General features: G+C 63.3%; 12 protein-coding genes and 1 pseudogene. 3 read left to right on the top strand and 10 right to left on the bottom strand.

The features are described from left to right. The gene (locus ACVWY5_RS01670) at window positions 1–654 is read right to left on the bottom strand and encodes a FecR family protein (protein WP_456671637.1); all 654 of its coding nucleotides are present in this window, start codon (window positions 652–654) and stop codon (window positions 1–3) included. Window positions 655–1099: 445 nt separating this feature from the next. On the opposite strand from ACVWY5_RS01670, the gene ACVWY5_RS01665 reads away from it, so the two are divergent. Next, entirely contained in the window at window positions 1100–5608 is a 4509-nt protein-coding gene (locus ACVWY5_RS01665) for a DUF5801 repeats-in-toxin domain-containing protein (protein ID WP_051376108.1), read from the top strand. 88 nt (window positions 5609–5696) lie between these two features. Here ACVWY5_RS01665 and ACVWY5_RS01660 read toward each other — a convergent pair whose 3' ends face one another. After that, window positions 5697–7466, bottom strand: a complete 1770-nt coding sequence (locus ACVWY5_RS01660; protein ID WP_028333645.1) for an alkaline phosphatase family protein — start codon at window positions 7464–7466, stop codon at window positions 5697–5699. Window positions 7467–7772: 306 nt separating this feature from the next. Here ACVWY5_RS01660 and ACVWY5_RS01655 point away from each other — a divergent pair, with 306 nt between their 5' ends. Then, the gene (locus tag ACVWY5_RS01655; RefSeq protein ID WP_028333646.1) at window positions 7773–9203 is read left to right on the top strand and encodes a cytochrome c peroxidase; all 1431 of its coding nucleotides are present in this window, start codon (window positions 7773–7775) and stop codon (window positions 9201–9203) included. Window positions 9204–9215: 12 nt separating this feature from the next. Here ACVWY5_RS01655 and ACVWY5_RS01650 read toward each other — a convergent pair whose 3' ends face one another. The 4 genes from ACVWY5_RS01650 to ACVWY5_RS01635 form a co-directional block, all read right to left on the bottom strand. Continuing rightward, a complete protein-coding gene (locus ACVWY5_RS01650) occupies window positions 9216–9902 on the bottom strand; it encodes a hypothetical protein (protein ID WP_321176742.1) in 687 nt (228 codons plus the stop codon). 120 nt (window positions 9903–10022) lie between these two features. After that, complete coding sequence (locus ACVWY5_RS01645; RefSeq protein WP_028333647.1) at window positions 10023–12074, bottom strand: alkaline phosphatase family protein; 2052 nt, start codon at window positions 12072–12074, stop codon at window positions 10023–10025. 240 nt (window positions 12075–12314) lie between these two features. After that, complete coding sequence (locus ACVWY5_RS01640) at window positions 12315–13691, bottom strand: cytochrome c peroxidase (protein ID WP_028333648.1); 1377 nt, start codon at window positions 13689–13691, stop codon at window positions 12315–12317. Next, window positions 13688–14473 carry an EfeM/EfeO family lipoprotein gene (locus tag ACVWY5_RS01635; RefSeq protein ID WP_028333649.1) on the bottom strand — a complete coding sequence of 262 codons (786 nt, stop codon included), beginning with the start codon at window positions 14471–14473 and terminating at the stop codon, window positions 13688–13690. The genes ACVWY5_RS01640 and ACVWY5_RS01635 overlap by 4 nt, the downstream gene beginning before the upstream one ends. 298 nt (window positions 14474–14771) lie before the next feature. Between ACVWY5_RS01635 and ACVWY5_RS01630 the strand changes: the two genes are divergently transcribed. Further along, entirely contained in the window at window positions 14772–15209 is a 438-nt protein-coding gene (locus ACVWY5_RS01630) for a prepilin peptidase (RefSeq protein WP_063616551.1), read from the top strand. A 25-nt stretch (window positions 15210–15234) separates the two neighbouring features. On the opposite strand, the gene ACVWY5_RS01625 is transcribed toward ACVWY5_RS01630, so the two are convergent. The 4 genes and pseudogenes from ACVWY5_RS01625 to ACVWY5_RS01610 form a co-directional block, all read right to left on the bottom strand. Beyond that, the gene (locus ACVWY5_RS01625; RefSeq protein ID WP_028333651.1) at window positions 15235–15879 is read right to left on the bottom strand and encodes a hypothetical protein; all 645 of its coding nucleotides are present in this window, start codon (window positions 15877–15879) and stop codon (window positions 15235–15237) included. Next, window positions 15876–16439, bottom strand: a complete 564-nt coding sequence (gene gspM, locus ACVWY5_RS01620; RefSeq protein WP_028352112.1) for a type II secretion system protein GspM — start codon at window positions 16437–16439, stop codon at window positions 15876–15878. The genes ACVWY5_RS01625 and gspM overlap by 4 nt, the downstream gene beginning before the upstream one ends. Further along, complete coding sequence (locus ACVWY5_RS01615; protein ID WP_321176740.1) at window positions 16436–17503, bottom strand: PilN domain-containing protein; 1068 nt, start codon at window positions 17501–17503, stop codon at window positions 16436–16438. The genes gspM and ACVWY5_RS01615 overlap by 4 nt, the downstream gene beginning before the upstream one ends. A gap of 5 nt (window positions 17504–17508) precedes the next feature. After that, window positions 17509–17929 (bottom strand): annotated as a pseudogene (locus ACVWY5_RS01610) (hypothetical protein); the annotation flags it as partial.

Raw genomic sequence — 17929 nt, 5'->3', positions numbered from 1 at the left:
CTAGCACCCTCGACAGATGTTGGGATTGAACTTGTGGAGGGTGTTTTGCTCAGGTTGCTGCGGCGTTCGTGTCCCGACCTTCCTGACCTTGCTCTTGCCCTCTTCAACGAGCGTGGCGAACCTCACCGTTCCATCGTCCGATATCTCGATGCGTGGCGTGGTGCCTCGAATGCCCATCGTTGCCACAGGAGTGTCGATCTTCATGTCACCGGTCTTCGCAATGTTGCCGGCAACGAAGGTGAAGGTGCCGTTGGTCAGTTTGAGCAAGGTCGAGTTTGACTTGCCGTTCGGATCGTACACGAACTCGGTCATCGCCATCTTGGCGTTGCTCGACAGATTGAACGAAGTGCCGTCGGTGAAATTGATCCCGACGCGTCCGTCCGCTCCAGTCTGCACCACGTCGCCCAGATAAACGGGATCGCCAACCTGCGCCTGAGGCAATTTGCCGGGCAGCCCTGCCTGAACGACCACTGCACTCGGATGCTCGATCGTGACCGAACCAGTGGCGGCCACGACCCTTCCGATGAATTTCAGTTGAATATTCTCAACCGCGGGCTGGGCCGCTTCGGTTTGCGCCTGCACCTGGCCGGGCGTGAGCGTTGCGAGCGCCAGGACGAAGCTTGCAAGCAATTGAACAATCAAATGGATGCGCACGATCCCCTCCACGAGAAGATCTTGTCGTGTCGTGGCTCGGTGGTGATCGGGACCGCCGGGCCGAGACCGCAGGACCTTAAGTGCCAAACGAGTTGTCGCAGACAGGCCTAAATGCCTGACGCAGTTCGACTAAAAATTAATAAGTGGACAATTTGCATGGTAATCATACTATTAATTTTGCGGGGCTGCACGCGCGATAAAGGACAGCTATTCTGTCCTTTTTGTAAGGCTCCCCCGCAGTATTGGAATTCCATTTTTACTGCCGAATTTGGTTTCAATCAGGACGTTTCAGCGGACAAGCCTATGGTTGACGGCGCGGGGTTTTTCGCCGCGTGGCCGAACCAAGCCAAAATAAAAAGACTGCGGCGCCACTTTCCGCTCGAACTGCCCAACAGGCAAAAAGCCAATGTCAGTTGCGTCCGGCGTAGAGTTCGGGGACGCGTGCATGGCCGTTTTGGGCCAGCCGCCCCGCGTAGTTGGCACTGTTCGGACGGCGATCGGCTGCGGCACGATCGCGCGTGCCCGCGGCATACCGATTCAAATCGTAACTGGCGATCCCGTTCGCCAGGGTGACGTCATCGAGGTCGGAGCCGGCGGGCGGATCGAAATCCGCCTGGTCGATGGCAGGTTGCTCAATTTGCCGGCCGGCACCGTGCTGGAGTTGGGCGACATCGCGCAGGACCCCGGCGAGGGCTTGCGGCCGGGCCTGTTCGCGAAAACCAGAAGCCTCTTCCGCCTCATCGGCAGCCGGCTCGCAGGGTCTGGCGTCCTGACGGCGGACACACCGGTTGGCACCATCCGCGCCAGCGGCCTCGGCATGCTGTCGTTGGCCGCCCTCACCTTCTCGCTGCTCGAGGACGCCCGGGCCGCGGAGCCGAACGTCACGTTCCTGGACGACGACAACATCAAATACAAGGACCTCCACCACGGCGTGTTCGAACTCGTGACCAAGGAGGCGATCCCCCGTCACATCATCGTCGAGGATCCCGAAGAGACGATCATCCTGAGCAGAAGAGGCTCCTCTGTCGGCGTGAACCATGCCACGAATTCCCCTGCGCACATGGAGGAATTACGGGAGGCCCAACAGGAGACCCTTGCCTATTTCGAGAAAGGACCGGCATCGAAAGGGTCCGGCATGCCTGCTCTCGAAGGCGGCCAACTGCTGCTGCCGATCAATTTTATTCAGCAGTCCCCGCTGTCGCCGGTGCAAGATACGCTCGGGCCGCTACCGGTGGCGACCTTCGCGAAAAATGATCTCTTCAAACTGCCGCCGGTTCCGCCGAAGCTGAACCTCGGAGCGGGGCCGACTGAAATCGATACGGTGATATTTGACGACTTCAATGCGGCGAGCGGGATCTTTTCCGCGAGCAGCATCAAGGGCGGCGCACTGAAATTCGGCATCAGCGGAGGCGCCACAGGCGATACGGTGCTGGGACAGGCGACATACGACGTGTCGAGCGTCGGTACATTTGGCACGCTCTATCTCAACAGCGCGACCGGAAACTACACCTTCGTTCCGAACAATACCGCAATCAACGCGCTGAAGGCCAACACGACCCAGAGCTTCGTGATCACGGTCTCGGACGGCTCGCTTTCGGCCAGCGAGAGCTTCGACATCAGCATCCTGGGCGCCGATGACGCCTCCATCATTTCCGGCACCAAGGCCGGCGCGGTGGTGGGTGCGGTCGGCGTCAGTCATGCCTCGCCCGGCCTGCTCATCGCAAAGGGCACGCTCACCGACACCGATGTCGACGATCCCGCCAATACCTTCACCGCCGTGAACGCGCCGACGACAAGCGTTGGCGGCTACGGCTCATTCACGCTCACAACGGCCGGCGTGTGGACCTATACGCTCGACAACGCCAACAGCTCCGTGCAAGCCCTCCATGTCGGCGACACGCTGACCGACAGCTTCTCGGTGACCACGATAGGCGGCACCCCGCAGACGGTGACACTCACCATCCACGGCCCCTTGATCGAGATCGGAACCGCGCCATCGCTGACGTTGAGCGAGACCCATCTGACAGCGACGACGCTGGACGACAACATCGCCGGCTCGGCACCGGACGCTGCGCTGACGACGACATCAGGCGAGTTCTCGGCGGCATTCGTCACCGAACCGGGTCTGACGGTCAGCTACGCACTGACGATCACCGGCGGCAACGGTTCGGCGTCAGGGCTGATCGATTCGCATACCGGCCTCGCTGACCTGCTGGTTCTGAACGGCAACACCATCGAAGGCCATGTCGGTGCAGCAAGCGGGGCGCTCGCGTTCACCATCACGGTTGACCCGGCCACGGGCCGCGTGACCTTCGTCGAGCACCGCGCGGTCGAACAATCGTCGGGCACCAGCCCTGACAGCGGCGAAGGGATCGCGCTGGGGACCGGCCTCGTCAACCTGATCGCGACGGTCACGGAGAGCGACGGCCAGTACCAGGATCTAAGCATCGATCTCGGCAAGCAGCTGACAATCACGGACGATGGCCCGCGCATCGAGGCGGCGGGCACAGCCCCATCGCTGACGCTGAGTGAGACGCATCTGACGGCAACGGCGCTGGACGACCACATCGCCGGCTCGGCGCCGGACGCGGCGCTGACGACGACTTCCGCCGATTTCTCGACGGCGTTCACTTCGGTGCAAGGCGCCGATGGCGCGACCATCCGCTACGCGCTGACCATCACCGGCGGCAACGGCACGGCGTCGGGGCTGATCGACTCGCATACCGGCCTCGCTGACCTGCTGGTTCTGAACGGCAACACGATCGAAGGCCGCGTCGGCGCGACCAGCGGCACACTGGCGTTCACCATTACGCTCGATCCGGCCACTGGACGCGTGACCTTCACCGACTACCGGCCGGTGGAGCAGCCGCTCGGCACCAGCCCGGACAGCGGCGAAGCCGTATCGCTGGCCGCGGGCATCGTGGGCCTGACTGCCACGATCACGGACAAGGACGGCGACTTCCAGAGCGCCGGCCTGGACCTCGGCAGCAGACTGGCCATCAGCGACGATGGCCCCTGCATCCAGGCCAATTGCACCGCTCCGTCGCTGACGCTGAGCGAGACGCACCTGACGGCAACGGCGCTGGATGACCATGTCGCGGGCTCGGCACCGGACGCCGCGCTGACGAAAATTTCCGCCGATTTCTCGACGGCGTTCACCTCGCTCCAGGGCGCCGACGGCGCGACGACTCACTATGCACTGACGATCAACGGAGGTGACTGCACCCCATCCGGTCTGATCGATTCGCATACCGGCTGCTCCGACGTGCTGGTTCTGAACGGCAACACGATCGAAGGCCATGTCGGCACAGCAAGTGGCGCGCTGGCATTCACCATCGCGGTTGATCCGGCCACGGGATGCGTCACCTTCACTGAATATCGCGCGGTGACGCATCCGGCCTGCGCCGGCCCTGACAGCGGCGAAGCCGTGTCGCTGACCGCCGGCGTCGTAAGCCTGGTTGCCACCATCACGGACAAGGACGGCGACTTCCAGAGCGCGTGCATCGACCTCGGCAAGCAACTGACGATCACGGACGATCACCCGACCATTTGCAGCTTCCCGGAGACCTTCATCGCCGCTCAGGATCATCAGACTGCGACAGGTACCTACGATGTCAATTTCGGCGCGGATGGCGATGCCGCGATGTTCGTTGCCGTCCACAACGGTCCAGTCGGCTGCACGGGATATGATCTGGCCACATCATGCCTGGGCAACGGCATCACCGCGGTGCACGTCACCGGACATGGCGATGATTACAACTTCTACTATACGACCCATGAGGTGGGCGGCGGCGTCGAACTCGACGCGTATCTTACCGATTGCGGCGGCAGGCTGGACGATCCTTATTTCAAGTTGCTGATCGATCCGGATGGAACATTCTGCTTTGATCTCGAGCAAGCCGGGCCGTCGAAGGACGTCACCGTCCATGGCTCCGATTTTGATGCCCCGATCTGCGGCACGCCGTCATTGACGGCTCCGGACGGACAACTGGTTATTACCGGATCGGACTGCGCCGGCCATCCGCTCGATGTCAAGGCATCGGACTGCGGTATTGCGGTCGGCGACAGTGGACTGCAGATGGACCCGGCCGAGCAGTTGAATCTCGCGTTCACCGAGAAGCAGTCGCAGGTCGGCTTCAATCTCACGGAATGGCGGGGCTACGGCACCGCCGGCGTGATCCTCAAAGTTCTTGATGGCAGCGCCGACGTTCACGACTTCTGCATCGATGTTCCCAGGCCGCTCTGCGGCAGTGCCGGCTTCGTGGTCCAGGAGACATCGGATGCTTCGCTGATCGACACCTACACCTTTGATGCCACGACGACGACGTATACGCTTTACGTTGACAGGTCGTTCAATCAAGTCCAGGTCGACTACGATCGGGTGGAAGCCGGGTGTCCCACCTTCGCGATCAACAACATCAGCTATACCGAAAAGACGAGCATCAACGCGGATCTGCTGTTCGATGTGACGGCGGTCGATGCGGACGGCGATGCGGCCACGAGCAACCTTCAGGTCGATATTCAGTGCCACGCGGCGGGGATGGACGCCTTCATATTCGCCGCCAGCCCGGACAGCCCCGCGCCGCCGGTCGGCGCCAGCGCTCCAGCGCCCGATGTTAGTCCGATGTCAACGAGTAGCCACGAGGACGCGGCGTTGTCTCAGGCAATCTTGCCCTTTGTAGACGGCGGAACGTCCGGAACGACCGAGCAGTCCTTTCATTTCGCGGAGCCTTCGAGCCTTGAACAGCAGGGAGCTTCGTCCCCTCTACAATTCGATCAAAGCCTCGCGTGGTTCGGCCGCCAGGCCGATTCCGCTGGATTTCAGCTGGCACAAGGAGTTGCAGCTGGTGGAACGCCGGCAGTTGGGCCGGTCCCGGAGCATCAAACAGATTTCTTCCCGGACCATACGCCGGACGCCATCGTGATCCATCCGCTACACGATCTGATCGTGTAGCGATCCCTTCGTGTAGCGATCACTTGGGCGCGTGGCCGGCATTCCGGCCCGCGTCGGACGTTGACGCGGCCCAGCAGCGCTCCTCGCGTCAGTGCCAGCCCTCGCCGGCCTTCAGCGCCGCCGAGAGGCTACGCACCGGGCGCGTCACCAGCGGATCGAGATCGAAGCGCTTTTCCAGCATCTTGAGGATCGACGTGGTGTCGAAGTCCTCATGCGCAACACCCGACTTGTTGAAGCGCTTGGCGATCAAGAGCGTCGGAATGCGAGTGCCCGGGCCCCACTGGTCCGCGGCCTTGGCTTCGGCACCATGACGGTTGAACGGCGGCGGGGGAACGTGATCCCACTGCCCGCCGAACTCGTCATAGGTGATGACGATCAACGTGTCCTTGCCATCCGGCCCCTCGACGATCGCCTTGACGAGATCGACGAGATGCTGGCTGCCTTCGGATTCGCTGGTGTAGCCCGGATGCTCGTTTTCCTCGCCGATCGGCTTGATGAAGCTGACCTGCTTCAGCCGGCCGGTCTTCGCCGCCTGGATGAACTCCGCCTCGTCCTTCAGGTGATCCTTGCGGGCCTGCGTTCCGGGCGCGTAGTTGGCGAAGTAGTTGAACGCCTGATGGTGGTACTGAAAATCCACGTCCGGGCAGTTCGGGAACACCGCCGTGGAGACATGGTTCGGGTCGGTGCAGGTTGTGCCGTTGCCGTTGGTCCAGCCCGAAGCGCCGACGTCACCGTTGGCGTTCGACCAGCCGCCCGAATACCAGGCCCAATCGATGCGCTTTGCCGACAGCCGATCTCCGATGTTCGGCGTGTGCAGCGGCGGCAGGCGCTTGATGTCGGCGGTGCCCGGGGAATAGGGCTGATAGAACGGCTGCGTGGTGTTGACCGCGTAGTCGCCGCAGGCGAGGCCCGCCGGCAGTCCGGCCTGATTGCACTTCGCCGTCAGCTGTGCATCCTTCACGGTCGAGAGCGGCGTGTAGAGCGGCGTGCTGGTCGGCATGCCGTTGGCATCGACGATCGAGTGGAAGTCGTTGGCGCTGCCGTCATTCAGGGCACCGACGAACTGGGGCGCCGCCGCGGCGACCAGGAACTGGTGGTTGAGGAACGAACCGCCGAAGGCGCCCTGGAAGAAGCTGTCCGCGATGATGTAGTTCGGCGCGCCGTGGCCGTGGAGATAGCTGTAGATCGGCAGCTTCTTGGTGTCGTAATAGCCCATCACCAGACCCGCCGCATCACTGCCGGTCATGTAGCGATTCTGCCGGCCGCCGTTCAGCTGATACTGCTCGCTGTAGAAGCGGTGCACGATGTCCGCGGTGCAGCCGCCGGGCGCGCCGGTGCCGTTGAGGAAACCGTGAGCCGCGAAAGCGCCGAGCGGCTTCGGGCAGGTGGTGGCCGAGGTCGGAATGAACTCGTTGATCTCGAACGGCTTGTTCTTGAAGGCGCTCAGGATCGCGACCGTGCCCGTATTGTCGGTGCAGCTGGTCGGTTGCGGCGACGGAGAGGTCAGGTTGACGTCGTTCTGCAGCAGGCAGGCATAGACGGTCTGGTTGTCCTGCCGAACCTGCAGGGTGTGCGCCTGATCGGCATAGGATGTGCCGTTGATCCGGTCGCGGCCGACATCGCCCCAGTGACCGTAGAGGTTATCGAAGCTGTGGTTCTCCTGATAGATGACGACGATGTGCTTGTACTGGTGCACGCCTTCATGGCCGCGATCCCGCAGATCGCGCAGCTCTTCCCTGATCTCGTGCTTGAACTCATCAACGATCTTTTCGACCAAATTCTCTGCGTTTGCTACCGGCGAGATGGCAACGGCGCCAGCAACAACCGCGAGCGCCGGAATGGCTCCCCAAAGCCGCATAGTGCTCTCCTGATTTAGAAAGAAATAGAAATGGAGCTACACGCTATGCAAAACACATTTCGCGGGGATGACTGTTTTTCGACGCGCGCACAAACGCGCGGAAAGATGCTCGCTCACCAACAGAATTTCATCCTGTCAAACGCAGACCGCGTTGCGGTGCGCCGATCGAGCGTCATCAAACCGCAATCAAAATTCGTCTATCCAGTCAGATGGTCATTGATCCTGCCGACAGGAAACTGTCACCTCCGTGACATCTTCCAACGCACGGCAGCGCATATGCATTTGTGACAGGGGCGTTTTCGCGCGATGGCTTGGGATATTCTGGCGTCCGGCTCCGGAAAACATCGTGCGACAGCTGCCGATCGCGGCGTCAGACCGGCACGGGTCGCGTGGCTGGCGCTCGTCGTTGCCCTGCTCCCGTTGCGCGCGTCGGCGTTCCCGCTCGGCGGCGACCAGACTGTACTGCCGGCCGGCACCGAATTCTCCGAGGAGGCGCTGGCGCGGCCGCGCGAACTCTTTCATTCCGAAGCCGTCGGCGGGCGAAAGTCCTATTTGGTCAATCTCGGCGATCTTGCGTTCAACTCGCCTTCCATCCTGGGCGGCAAGGCGCGTCAGGCCGAGATGAGCTGCGGCACCTGCCACGTCAACGGCGCATCGAACCCGAAACTGTTCGTTCCGGGCGCATCGTCCCGCCCCGGCACCTTCGATACGACCAGCCTTGTCTTCAACGCGAAAACGTTCAACAGCATCCTCGATCCGGTCAGGATTCCGAGCCTGCGCGGCGCCCGCTTCCTCGCCCCCTACGGACATGACGGGCGCATCACCTCGCTGCGCGACTTCGTCTATAATGTCATCGTCAATGAATTTTCCGGTCCGAGGCCGCGCGACGAGGTTCTCGACGGCCTCGTCGCCTATATCAACGATATCGACTTCCTCCCCAATCCGAAGATTGCGCCCGGCGGCAGGCTTGTCGCGCAGGCGAGCCTGGCCGAGCGCCGCGGCGAGGCGCTGTTCTTCAAGCCGTTTCCGAAGCAGGCCGAGCTGAGCTGCGCCGGTTGTCATGTTCCGGGCGGTACCTTCAACGACCAGATGCGCCACGACGTCGGATCCGGTGGACTGGTGAAGACCCCGACTTTGCTGAACGCCAACTTCAACGCCCCGTATTTCCACGATGGCCGCTACGACAGCTATGAACAGGTGGTCGATCATTTCGATCGTGTGTTCGACCTCGAACTGTCGACCCAGGACGCCCAGGACCTTGTGGCCTATCTGAATGCGGTCGGCGACGGCGAACGCCCGTTCGACAAGGACGGCGTCATGCTCCGGATGAAAGAGGTGCTCGAGCTCGCGAGCGTCCTCGAGGTCGCGATCCCGGCTGCCGACACCGCGGTGGTGTCACTGGCCGTGACCGGGGTCGGGGCCGAACTGCGCGAACTGACCGAGCGCATCCCGGACATCAGGAACACCGCGATCGGTGGCAAGGACGAGCGGCTGGCGGCGCGCGCGATCCTGAAGGACCTCGTTCTCACCTTGCGCCGCATCGATCTCGACGTCGCCGCCGGCCGTATCGACGATGCGATGGCCGAATATCGCAACTTTGCGCAGCTGGTGCACTTCGACGTACCCGTCGCCCTGAAAAAGGCCGAACCCTGGTCGCTGTTCAACAGCAACGTGCATCAGTCGCACTACACAGCGCTCGGCCGGATTCTGCCGGTAACCAGCCAGCAGTCGCAGTAACGGAGGGCGTGCTCACTGCGAAGCCGACGGCTCAACCCATACGTCGCTCTGCTGGATCCGACGGATCAGCGCTTGCGGGTCGAACTTGCGCAAGCCTGCGGGAATTTCAAACGTTTGCGCCGCCTGTGGCTCGTCGCGGATGTGATCGGCAGCGATCACCGTCCCATCCGCGGTCCTGATCCGTACCGGAAATCTGCGCGCGCGGTCGATCCACCCGACAAAGCTCAAACCGGACGGCGCGGCGATTCGAAAGACGTCGGTATCGTGCCCCGCGATCCTTTCCTCTCCATCGCGCTGGCAGTGCCACGTTGCGAGGTCGATCGGCGCGGACAGCAGCGCCATCGCCAGCCATTGCCGGCAGGGATCATCCGGATCGACCGGAATGAACATCCGGGTGAGCGGGCTCGATTGCCGCGCGTCCATGTAAACCCGTGCGGCCGGACGGACGAAATAGGCCGCGGGCTTGCCCGTATCGATCAGGAAGAAGCCGTCGGGTAGCGCGCTTGTCTCGATCCGTGCTTTTCCGCCGGAGACCCGCAAGGCTCCCATGGCGGTTGCCGTGTCGTCCTTGTTCGCGACGAGGTCGGCGGAAAACTGCTGTGCCATGGCCGGGATCGCCGCGCCGGCCAGGATGGCAACGGCAAGCAGGCCGGCCGCGACGCTCCTGCTGATCGGGCACGTCTTCTCGTTGCGTTTCATCGCATGTCTCCGGTCGATCAGGTGGTGGGCGGGTAGAACAAGACAGCGCCGACCGAACCATTGGTTCGATCGGCGCCGGCCTTGGATGGAGTCAGGACCTCGCTGCGGGCGAGAGCTTGATCACTCGGTGTAGGACAACGTGACCGGCTTGCTGAAGTCGAACGCGTCGAACATGTCAGACAATGCCGGGCTGTTGGTCGGAATGTACTCGTTGTTCTTCGAGTAGGTCGGGTTCGGCAGGTTGTCGCGGCTGCGGTTCGTGAGCGGCTGGAGAGCCCAGTTGCGCTCGATGAACTTCAGCAGCGAAACGTGGTCGGCGTAGTTGTGGTTGACCTTGCCGCCCGTCGAATAGGGCGAAAGGATCAGGGTCGGAATGCGCGGTCCGTCGCCGAAGAAGTCGATGGACTGCTGGTAGCCGGAGTCCCAATAGCCGCCGGCCTCGTCCCAGGTGATGAAGACAGCGGTTTCAGCCTTCAGCTCCGGATTGTTGTCCAGCGAGTTGAGCACGTTCAGGACATAGGCCTCGAACAGGTCAACCTTCGAGCTCTGCGGATGACCGTCGAGCAGGCCGTCCGGCTTGCCGAACGACACCGCGGGCAGCGTGTTGTTCTGGATCGCCGTGATCAGATCGGCAGTGTCCTTCATGTGAGCCTGACGCAAGGCCGGGTTGGCCATGATCGAGGTCGCATACTGGAACGGATTGCAGATCTGGCAGTAGGCAACACCGAGCGCGTGCGCCGGATCGGCGACCGCGGCGGCGCTAAGGTTGGGGTTCGACGGATTGGCGGCAACCGCGGCGTTCGAAAGCGCCACGGCGTCGTTGAACGCGCCGCCGTAGAACGCCCAGGAGATGTTCTTCTCCATGAGCGCATCGCCGATCGTGCGAACCGACGACGGCGGCACGTTGTTGCCACCCGACAGCGCGCCGTTCGGCAGATAGCCCGGGTTGACGTTGTTGAGCATGTAGTAGTGGTTGGGCTTGCAGTTCGGCTCCGCCGCGTACGGCAGATTGTTGAGGTAGGTGACGATCGGCTTGACGCCGGGCTGGAACACGTCAGAGCAATTGCTCCAATTGCCGTCGACGGTGTAGCGGTTGACCGAGCCCGCGACCGGATTCGGATTGGCGATCAGGTTGGCCGGCGGCGTCACCGGATTGCCCTTGCCGTCGCTCCAGAAGGCCGCATCGCCGGTACCGAGCATGAAGTGATTCGCGCCGGTGCCGCCGTGGAACGACTGGTGGAAGTTGTCGCTCAAGGTGAAGCGGTCGGCGAGCATCTTCAGGACCGGAGCCTGACCCTGCTGGGCGTTGTAGAAGCCCATCGAGTTGGCCATGCTCTTGTTGGACGCCGAATAGGTCGCCATCACGAACGGGAACAGGTCGTTCAGGCAGCCCGAATTGTTCTTCTTGGTGGCATTGGCGGCGCTGCAGTCTTCCTGCTGCCAATCCTGATAGAAGCGATGCGTCGAGTCGCCGGTGTAGTCGTCGTCGCTGATCTGCTCGCCCTGCAGCTGGAACGGTCCGTTCAGACCGCCGGCGCCGGGAATGCGGGTATCCAGCACGCCGGTCGGCAGGCCGCTGAAGCCGGTGGTGAGGATGTCGAGATCGGCCGGATCCATGTCCTTCTCGACGCTGGCTTCGGCGATCGTCTTGAACGGAGCGCCGGTGTCGCTCTGCGCGGTCGGCGTACCGGCCGTGTTCGGCTGCGGCATCGGGTTTGTCGCGTTGTAGGGCGACTTCGCGATGGTCGGTGCGCCGATATAGTACAAGGGCTGGCCCGCGACCGAGGACTGCTGCGCCTGCGCAAAGTTCGGTCCCGGCGTGCCATCTTCGTTGACGATGCCCTTGGACAACAGGTTGGAGATGGTCTGCCCCTTGCCCTTCGGCTTGTAGATACCGAAGGTGTGATCGAGGCCGCGGTTCTCACCGATCAGGATGATGACGTGCTTGATCGGCGACGCGGTCTTTACGCCGTGATCGCCGTCACCATGATGGCCATGGTTCTCATGCTTCGCACGATCGCCCTCTTCGTGCGCCTGGTGATTGTGATGCGGACGCTTGTCCCAATCACTGCGGCCGCCAGGATAGTGAGCGGCATATGCGGCTGTTGCGACGAGCACCGTTGACGCGATGCAGAGCGCGGTGCTGGTTCGCCAGTGCTTTTTGTAATTCAAACTCATTGTCGACCTCAGGGTGTTTGCGGTTAGCAACACACACTGCTTAGTGCGACAATATGACGCATGGTTTTCGCTTACATGAAAGCGCGCAAGAAATTTCGAAACGTTCAAATATTTTCTGAGGAGACATCTGCCGCGCGCCGCATCTCCACGATTCAACGATGCAACTATTGATCGAAAATTGATCGAGCATCCGCGCCGCGGCACGGATCGCAAAATCACTGCAAAACAAAGCAATCAATGCGAAAGGTGCTTGGAGCGCATCACCTGGCGAAGCGCAGCATAATGCTGATCATGCACGTCTTGATTGAAGAGCGACCATGGCTCGGCGCTGGCCAACAGCGCGGGCACTGCGGCAACCATCAGATTGCGATAATTCCTGAACTCGGTCGCGGCATCCGCGTTGCGCCCTGCTGCAACCGCCATCTCGATTCGCCGCAGCGTGAGAACGAGCTCCTTGAGGCCGCTGCGCGCTAGCACGCGCTGCTGCTCGCCGCCCGAGACGCTGGTGTTCTTGCGATCGGGATATTGCTCGGTCAACTCGCGCAGCTCGCGGCCGATCGTGTCGACCGCCAGCGCGACGATGTCGTTGTCGCCGGCCGGAATCGCGGTCGCGAGCACCGTCGAGAAATCGTTGATCTCCTTCAACGTTGCACCGGCGCCGTCGCGTTCATAGGGCTGCACGCCGTCGCCGACCGCCGTGAGATAGGCGACGAGGTCGTCCTTGTCCTGCGCCGAGAGGTCGAGCTGAAAGGTCCGGCCGAAATAGTCGACAACCTGGTTGTAATTGTCGAAACGGCCGTCGTGAAAGTACGGCGCGTTGAAGTCGGCATTGCGCAGCGTCGGCGTCTTGAACAGGCCGCCGGAACCTACGTCGTGCTGCTGGTGATCCACAAAGCCGGACGACGGAACGTGGCATCCCGCGCAGCTCAATGATGGATCGTGCGGGAACGGCTTTGCGAACAGCGCTTCGCCGCGGCGCTCCGCGTCGCTGATTTTGCCGGCCAGCCGTCCGGCGGGACCAAGGCTCGGATTGGGCAGGAAGTCGATGTCGTGAATATACGCCACGATCGCATCGAGCGTTGCCGGCGACGGCTCGGGACCTGCGAACTCGTTGGTGATGACGTTGTGGACGAAGTCGCGCAGCGAGGCGAAGCGGCCGTCTGCGCCGTAGGGCGCAAGATAACGGGCGCCGCGCAGGCTCGGGATCCGTACGGGATCGAACGCCAGATTGTTGGCCTTCGGATTGAACAGCGGACCGGTGGTGTCGAACGTGCCGGGCCGGCTCGACATCTTCGGCATGAAGAATTTGGCGTTGTTCGCGCCATTGACGTGGCAGGTGCCGCAGCTCACGCCGGCCTGCCGTGCCACGCCACCGAGCAGCGCCGGCGAATTGAACGCGAGATCGCCGAGATTCACCAGATACGACTTGGCTCCGGTCCGCTCGGACTGGAACACCTCGCGCGGCTTGTCGAGCGCATCCTCGTTCAGCTCGGTCGCGACAGGCAGCACGGTCTTGTCACCGTCGACCGGAAACGCCACCGCACGCCCGAACAGTGCCAGGGCGATGACACCGGAGAGCAGCGCGGCCAGACGCAGGTGAAGCGATGTCATCGCGCCTGGGCCTCCAGTGTCGGCCGCTGCAGCCCGAGCTTTGCCGAGGCGCTCTGCAGCGCAACCACCAGTTCCTCACTGGTCTGGCGCAGTTCGGCAATGTTGACACGCGGCAGGTCGGGCGTGGCGACAATCGCTTCGAGCTGCTCGATCCGGTTGGTCACCATCTCGTCGAGCTTGCCGTCGACCGTGTTGAGCGCGGCCGAGAAGATCGTGTGGTAGGCGAAGTCGATGCCGGCGATGTTGTTGCGCATGTCGTCCAGCGAGGTGCCGCTGATGCGCGACTCGCCGCCATCGGCCTTGCTCTCTCCGACTTCGTAGGCGAGCCGCACCGTGCCATCCAGAAGGCCCTGCGGCGTCAGCTTGATATCCTTGAGCTTGCCGTGGAGATCGTTCAGATGCTCGGCAAGGCCGGTCGCATCGGTGGCAACGTCGGTGCTGGCAGCTCCGAACAGTTTCGCCTCGATGGCGTGGAACCCGCTGTCCGCGTTGGGCCAGGCGTCGATCTGCGCATCGAGCTCAGGCACGAAGCCTGCGGTGAACACCTCCGAGCGCTCCCAGCCGGCGCGCGCCGACAGCCAGGCCTTCTTCGCTCCGGGCAAATCCGCCGCCGCGGCGCGCTCGCGAAGCGCACGCGCGCCTGTCAGCGCACTGGCGACGCCCTCGATCAAATATGGCCGGTAGCGCTCGGCGCCCTCCTCGAGAGCACCGGCATTCGCGCCGCGCACGCCTGCGAACGCCGCCAGCAAAGCAAGGCACGCCGCCACTTGCATCTTGTGCATAGTCAACCCACTCGTCTGCCACGAAGGGCTCGCGGCATGTAGCGGGGCGAACTATTGTCGGTATCCTATGCGGATTTGTGACAGCGCGGACTTTTTGTCGCATCTTTTCTGCTCCGCGATCGTCGATGACGATCACAATTTTGCAAACTCGTTCGCGCTGCTGCAGACGGATTGAAATTGGACTGTTCAACGCGCGTGAGTTGTTGCAACACAACGTCCGCATCTGTCACACTTGTCCGTCGCCATGCAGATTGATCGCGAAGCCCTCTATCTTATCGGATCTTACGGCGCGCTTTGCATGTTTTGCTGCGCCGTGGCGCTGATCGATCTTCGCCACGGCATCATCCCCAATTGGCTGAACCTTGCGATCGCGGCGCTCGGTCTCGCAAACGTCGTCGTCGCCGAAGGCACGATGGCCGCCGTCACCGCCATGGGAATCGCGGTGCTGGTCGGCATCGTGTTCCTGCTATTGCAGCGTCTTTACTTCGCCTTGCGGCAAGTCGACGGATTGGGACTTGGCGACGTCAAGTTTCTCGCCGCCGCGGCGATCTGGGTCGGCGCGACAGGGATTCCGACCTTGCTGCTGATCGCGGCACTCGCGGCGCTCGGTGTTGCCGGCGGCCTGCAACTCGCCGGCCACGAGATGAAGCGCCAGACCTCGATCCCGTTCGGCCCGTTTCTGGCGCTCGGGCTTCTCGTGACGCCGGCCCTTCAGAGCTGGCTCGCGTTGAACTAGTCTAGCATCTCGGTCCGACGCGCGGTCACATCTGGCGCCGCGCGGCCAAGGGCTTCCTCTCCGTGCTGACCGGAACCAGGCGGACATCGCCGCTCTCGTCGCCGCCGGGCTGGGGCAATGTGAGCACGGCACCCTGATCGTCCTTCTGCATCGTGACTTCGCGGCCGTTGATGGACCGCAGCTTCCATCCCTGGAAGTCATCGCCGATCTTCAGCCGCAGCGCCGTCTTGGTCGACTGATCGAGAAAGATCCCGAAGCTTTCGTCATCTCCCGCGATGGTGCCGACCAGCGACAGCGGCGGTGGCTCGATCGCGACCTTGCGCGGCGGCGGCGCTGGCTTGCTGACCTCCGGTTCCGCAACGACGGCAGGCGGCGGCCGCCGCGACGGCGAGAACACCGGCCGGTCGCGCGTGTTGGACAGCGTCTTGAGCGGGATGCCCCACAGCGGATTGGCGCCGAGCGGCCGGGGCGTCGGCGCTGGCGACGGGGTCACCCGGACCGACGTCACCGGTTCGGACGGTGGCGGTGAACTCAGCACCGGTCCGCCGAGACGGGTATCGTCGAGCATCCCGGCGTCCAATGCATCGCCGGACGGGGCAGGCACCGCAGCCGGCGCCGAATAGGCCGACACCGCCAACAGCACGATGGTCGCTGCGAAGCGTCGCATCATTTGGCTCCTCGCCATTGTCCGGAGACGCCGAGCAGCACGCGCAGCTTGCCGGGATCGGCGCCCTTGGCGGCCTCGTCGGCGACCGGTTGCACGATCAGCTGGTCGATGAACAAAAACGGCATGCCGGCTTCCAGATCGTAGAGCACCTGCTGCAATTGCGCCTGCTCGATCTCGCTGCTCGCGACCATGCTGATGAAGCCGGCCTTGGCCGGCGCGTTCGGAACATCGAGCTGCGTCGACAGCACATTGCCACCGGCCTTGATGACCGCGCCCGACACGCGTTGCAGCAAGGTGGCGCCGGCCACCGTGACGGTCGCGCCCTCGAGATAGGCCGAGCCGGTCGGCATCGCCGGCTGACCGGGCGCGGCGTTCGCCCTGGATCGCCCTTCCAGTTGCTCCAGCATTCCGGCCGCTGCCGCAACATCGCTGCGCAGGCTGATGATGTCCGAGAGGGAGGAGATGACGACGAAGAGCAGTAGCACGAACAGGCCGAGATAGCTCGCGGTCGCGACCATTGGCGAGGTGCTGACAGCCGTCAGCGATCGGGATGCTGCGCTCATGAGCCGGACCCAAAATAAGCAGTGATGTTGGCCTCGACGTGGAACCGCTCGGCCGATTCATTCGCCGCGCGCGTCGTCGGCGCGAAAAACGTCGCGCGGGTGAATTGCGGCGACTGCTCCAGCAACCGGATCAGGGATGGCGCATCCTGCGTCAGTCCCACCACCTGCACCTTGTTGCCCTCGATGCGAAGCTCCGTCACATAGGTCGTGTCGGGCAGCACGCGCGAGACCGCTTCCAGAACCATGACGCTCGACGGCGTCGTCTGCTTGCGCTTGGCCAGCAGGCCGAGCCCGGACGAGTCGACATTGGCATCGAGACGCAGCGCGGCGCGGCGCTGCGCGATCCGGTGTTGCAGGTCGTCCTGCTCGGATTGCAGCCACCCGCCGAGATAGATGTTCAGCAGCAGCGAGACTGCGGCCGCGGCCGCCGTCGAGACCAGGCCGACGCGCAACAGGCGCGGAACCGAGGGCCCGGCAAGGCCGCGCAGCGACCTGTCGAGCAGCGTCACCCGCTGCGCGGCGCCGTCGCCGCCAACCGCCGGCGCGAAGACCGCGACGGAGGCGGCGCCGAGCATCCTCGCCATCCGGATCAACGGATCGACCTTCGTCGCCGCGGTCGCGCCGAACGCGACTTCAATGCGGTCATTGGCGATCAGCTGCGGCGAACTCCAGCCAAAGACGGCATCGGCGGCGCTCCATGGTGTCAGCCGGTCGACCTGCGCGCGGATCATGCCGTCGAGGAAGTCGCTTGCCTGGCTCGGGAAATCGAGCACGCGGCTGACGATCTGATCCGATCGCAAACGCACCTCGACGCGGCTGCCGTCGAACGCGCTCTTCCAGTCGGCCGGCAGCGGAGGCTGCGGCGCATCGTGATCGAGCCGGAACGAAACCGGCATCGAAGGCGAGCCGTCCTTCGAGACCGCGAGGCGGGCGGTGAACGTGCCGTCGCCATTCTCGTCGAGCTCGATGCTGCGCCGGCGCATGAACCTGCCGGCGACGCCGTCGACGGCGGTCGCGACCGCGCCGATCCATTGCTCGAACCATTGTCGCGCCTCGGCAAGCATTGCCATCATCCTCTCTTGCGCAGCAGAACCGGGTTTCGCGGCTCGACGTCGTTTTGCCAGGACAACACCCGATAGGGCTCGACCTTGTCACCGAGTGCGATCACCGCCTCGGATGTGGTGCGGTGACCGTTGCGGAAGCGGATCGAGATTGCGATCCGGTAGCACGGGCTCTGCGCCGTCGATGCCGCGCTTTGCTGGTTTGGGGCCTGCGTTGCGGCAGCGATGCCGTTCGGCGAAGCCGGGCGCGCGCCGAAGCCGTCCTGGTCCTTGCCCGATACCCTATCGACGGCGAGAGCGACTTCCGGTGCGGCGATGGTCGGATCAACATCCGGACCGCCGTTGAACACCGTCACGAACGGCAACACGCGATCGACAAACGCTTCGGGGATGCCGGCGACCAGCGCCAGCTCGTTGACATGGGTGAAC

The organism is Bradyrhizobium sp. USDA 3256 (assembly GCF_054058275.1).
The sequence above is the reverse complement of the archived record's forward strand: the minus strand, read 5'-3'. Positions and strand labels throughout refer to the sequence as shown.

What these genes read in the sequence shown, in the direction of transcription:
- ACVWY5_RS01665 (WP_051376108.1), top strand. Translation starts at nt 1,100, where the DNA reads ATGGCCGTTTTGGGCCAGCCGCCCCGCGTAGTTGGCACTGTTCGGACG.
- ACVWY5_RS01660 (WP_028333645.1), bottom strand. Translation starts at nt 7,466, where the DNA reads ATGCGGCTTTGGGGAGCCATTCCGGCGCTCGCGGTTGTTGCTGGCGCC.
- ACVWY5_RS01655 (WP_028333646.1), top strand. Translation starts at nt 7,773, where the DNA reads ATGGCTTGGGATATTCTGGCGTCCGGCTCCGGAAAACATCGTGCGACA.
- ACVWY5_RS01650 (WP_321176742.1), bottom strand. Translation starts at nt 9,902, where the DNA reads ATGAAACGCAACGAGAAGACGTGCCCGATCAGCAGGAGCGTCGCGGCC.
- ACVWY5_RS01640 (WP_028333648.1), bottom strand. Translation starts at nt 13,691, where the DNA reads ATGACATCGCTTCACCTGCGTCTGGCCGCGCTGCTCTCCGGTGTCATC.
- ACVWY5_RS01635 (WP_028333649.1), bottom strand. Translation starts at nt 14,473, where the DNA reads ATGCACAAGATGCAAGTGGCGGCGTGCCTTGCTTTGCTGGCGGCGTTC.
- ACVWY5_RS01630 (WP_063616551.1), top strand. Translation starts at nt 14,772, where the DNA reads ATGTTTTGCTGCGCCGTGGCGCTGATCGATCTTCGCCACGGCATCATC.
- ACVWY5_RS01625 (WP_028333651.1), bottom strand. Translation starts at nt 15,879, where the DNA reads ATGATGCGACGCTTCGCAGCGACCATCGTGCTGTTGGCGGTGTCGGCC.
- gspM (WP_028352112.1), bottom strand. Translation starts at nt 16,439, where the DNA reads ATGAGCGCAGCATCCCGATCGCTGACGGCTGTCAGCACCTCGCCAATG.
- ACVWY5_RS01615 (WP_321176740.1), bottom strand. Translation starts at nt 17,503, where the DNA reads ATGCTTGCCGAGGCGCGACAATGGTTCGAGCAATGGATCGGCGCGGTC.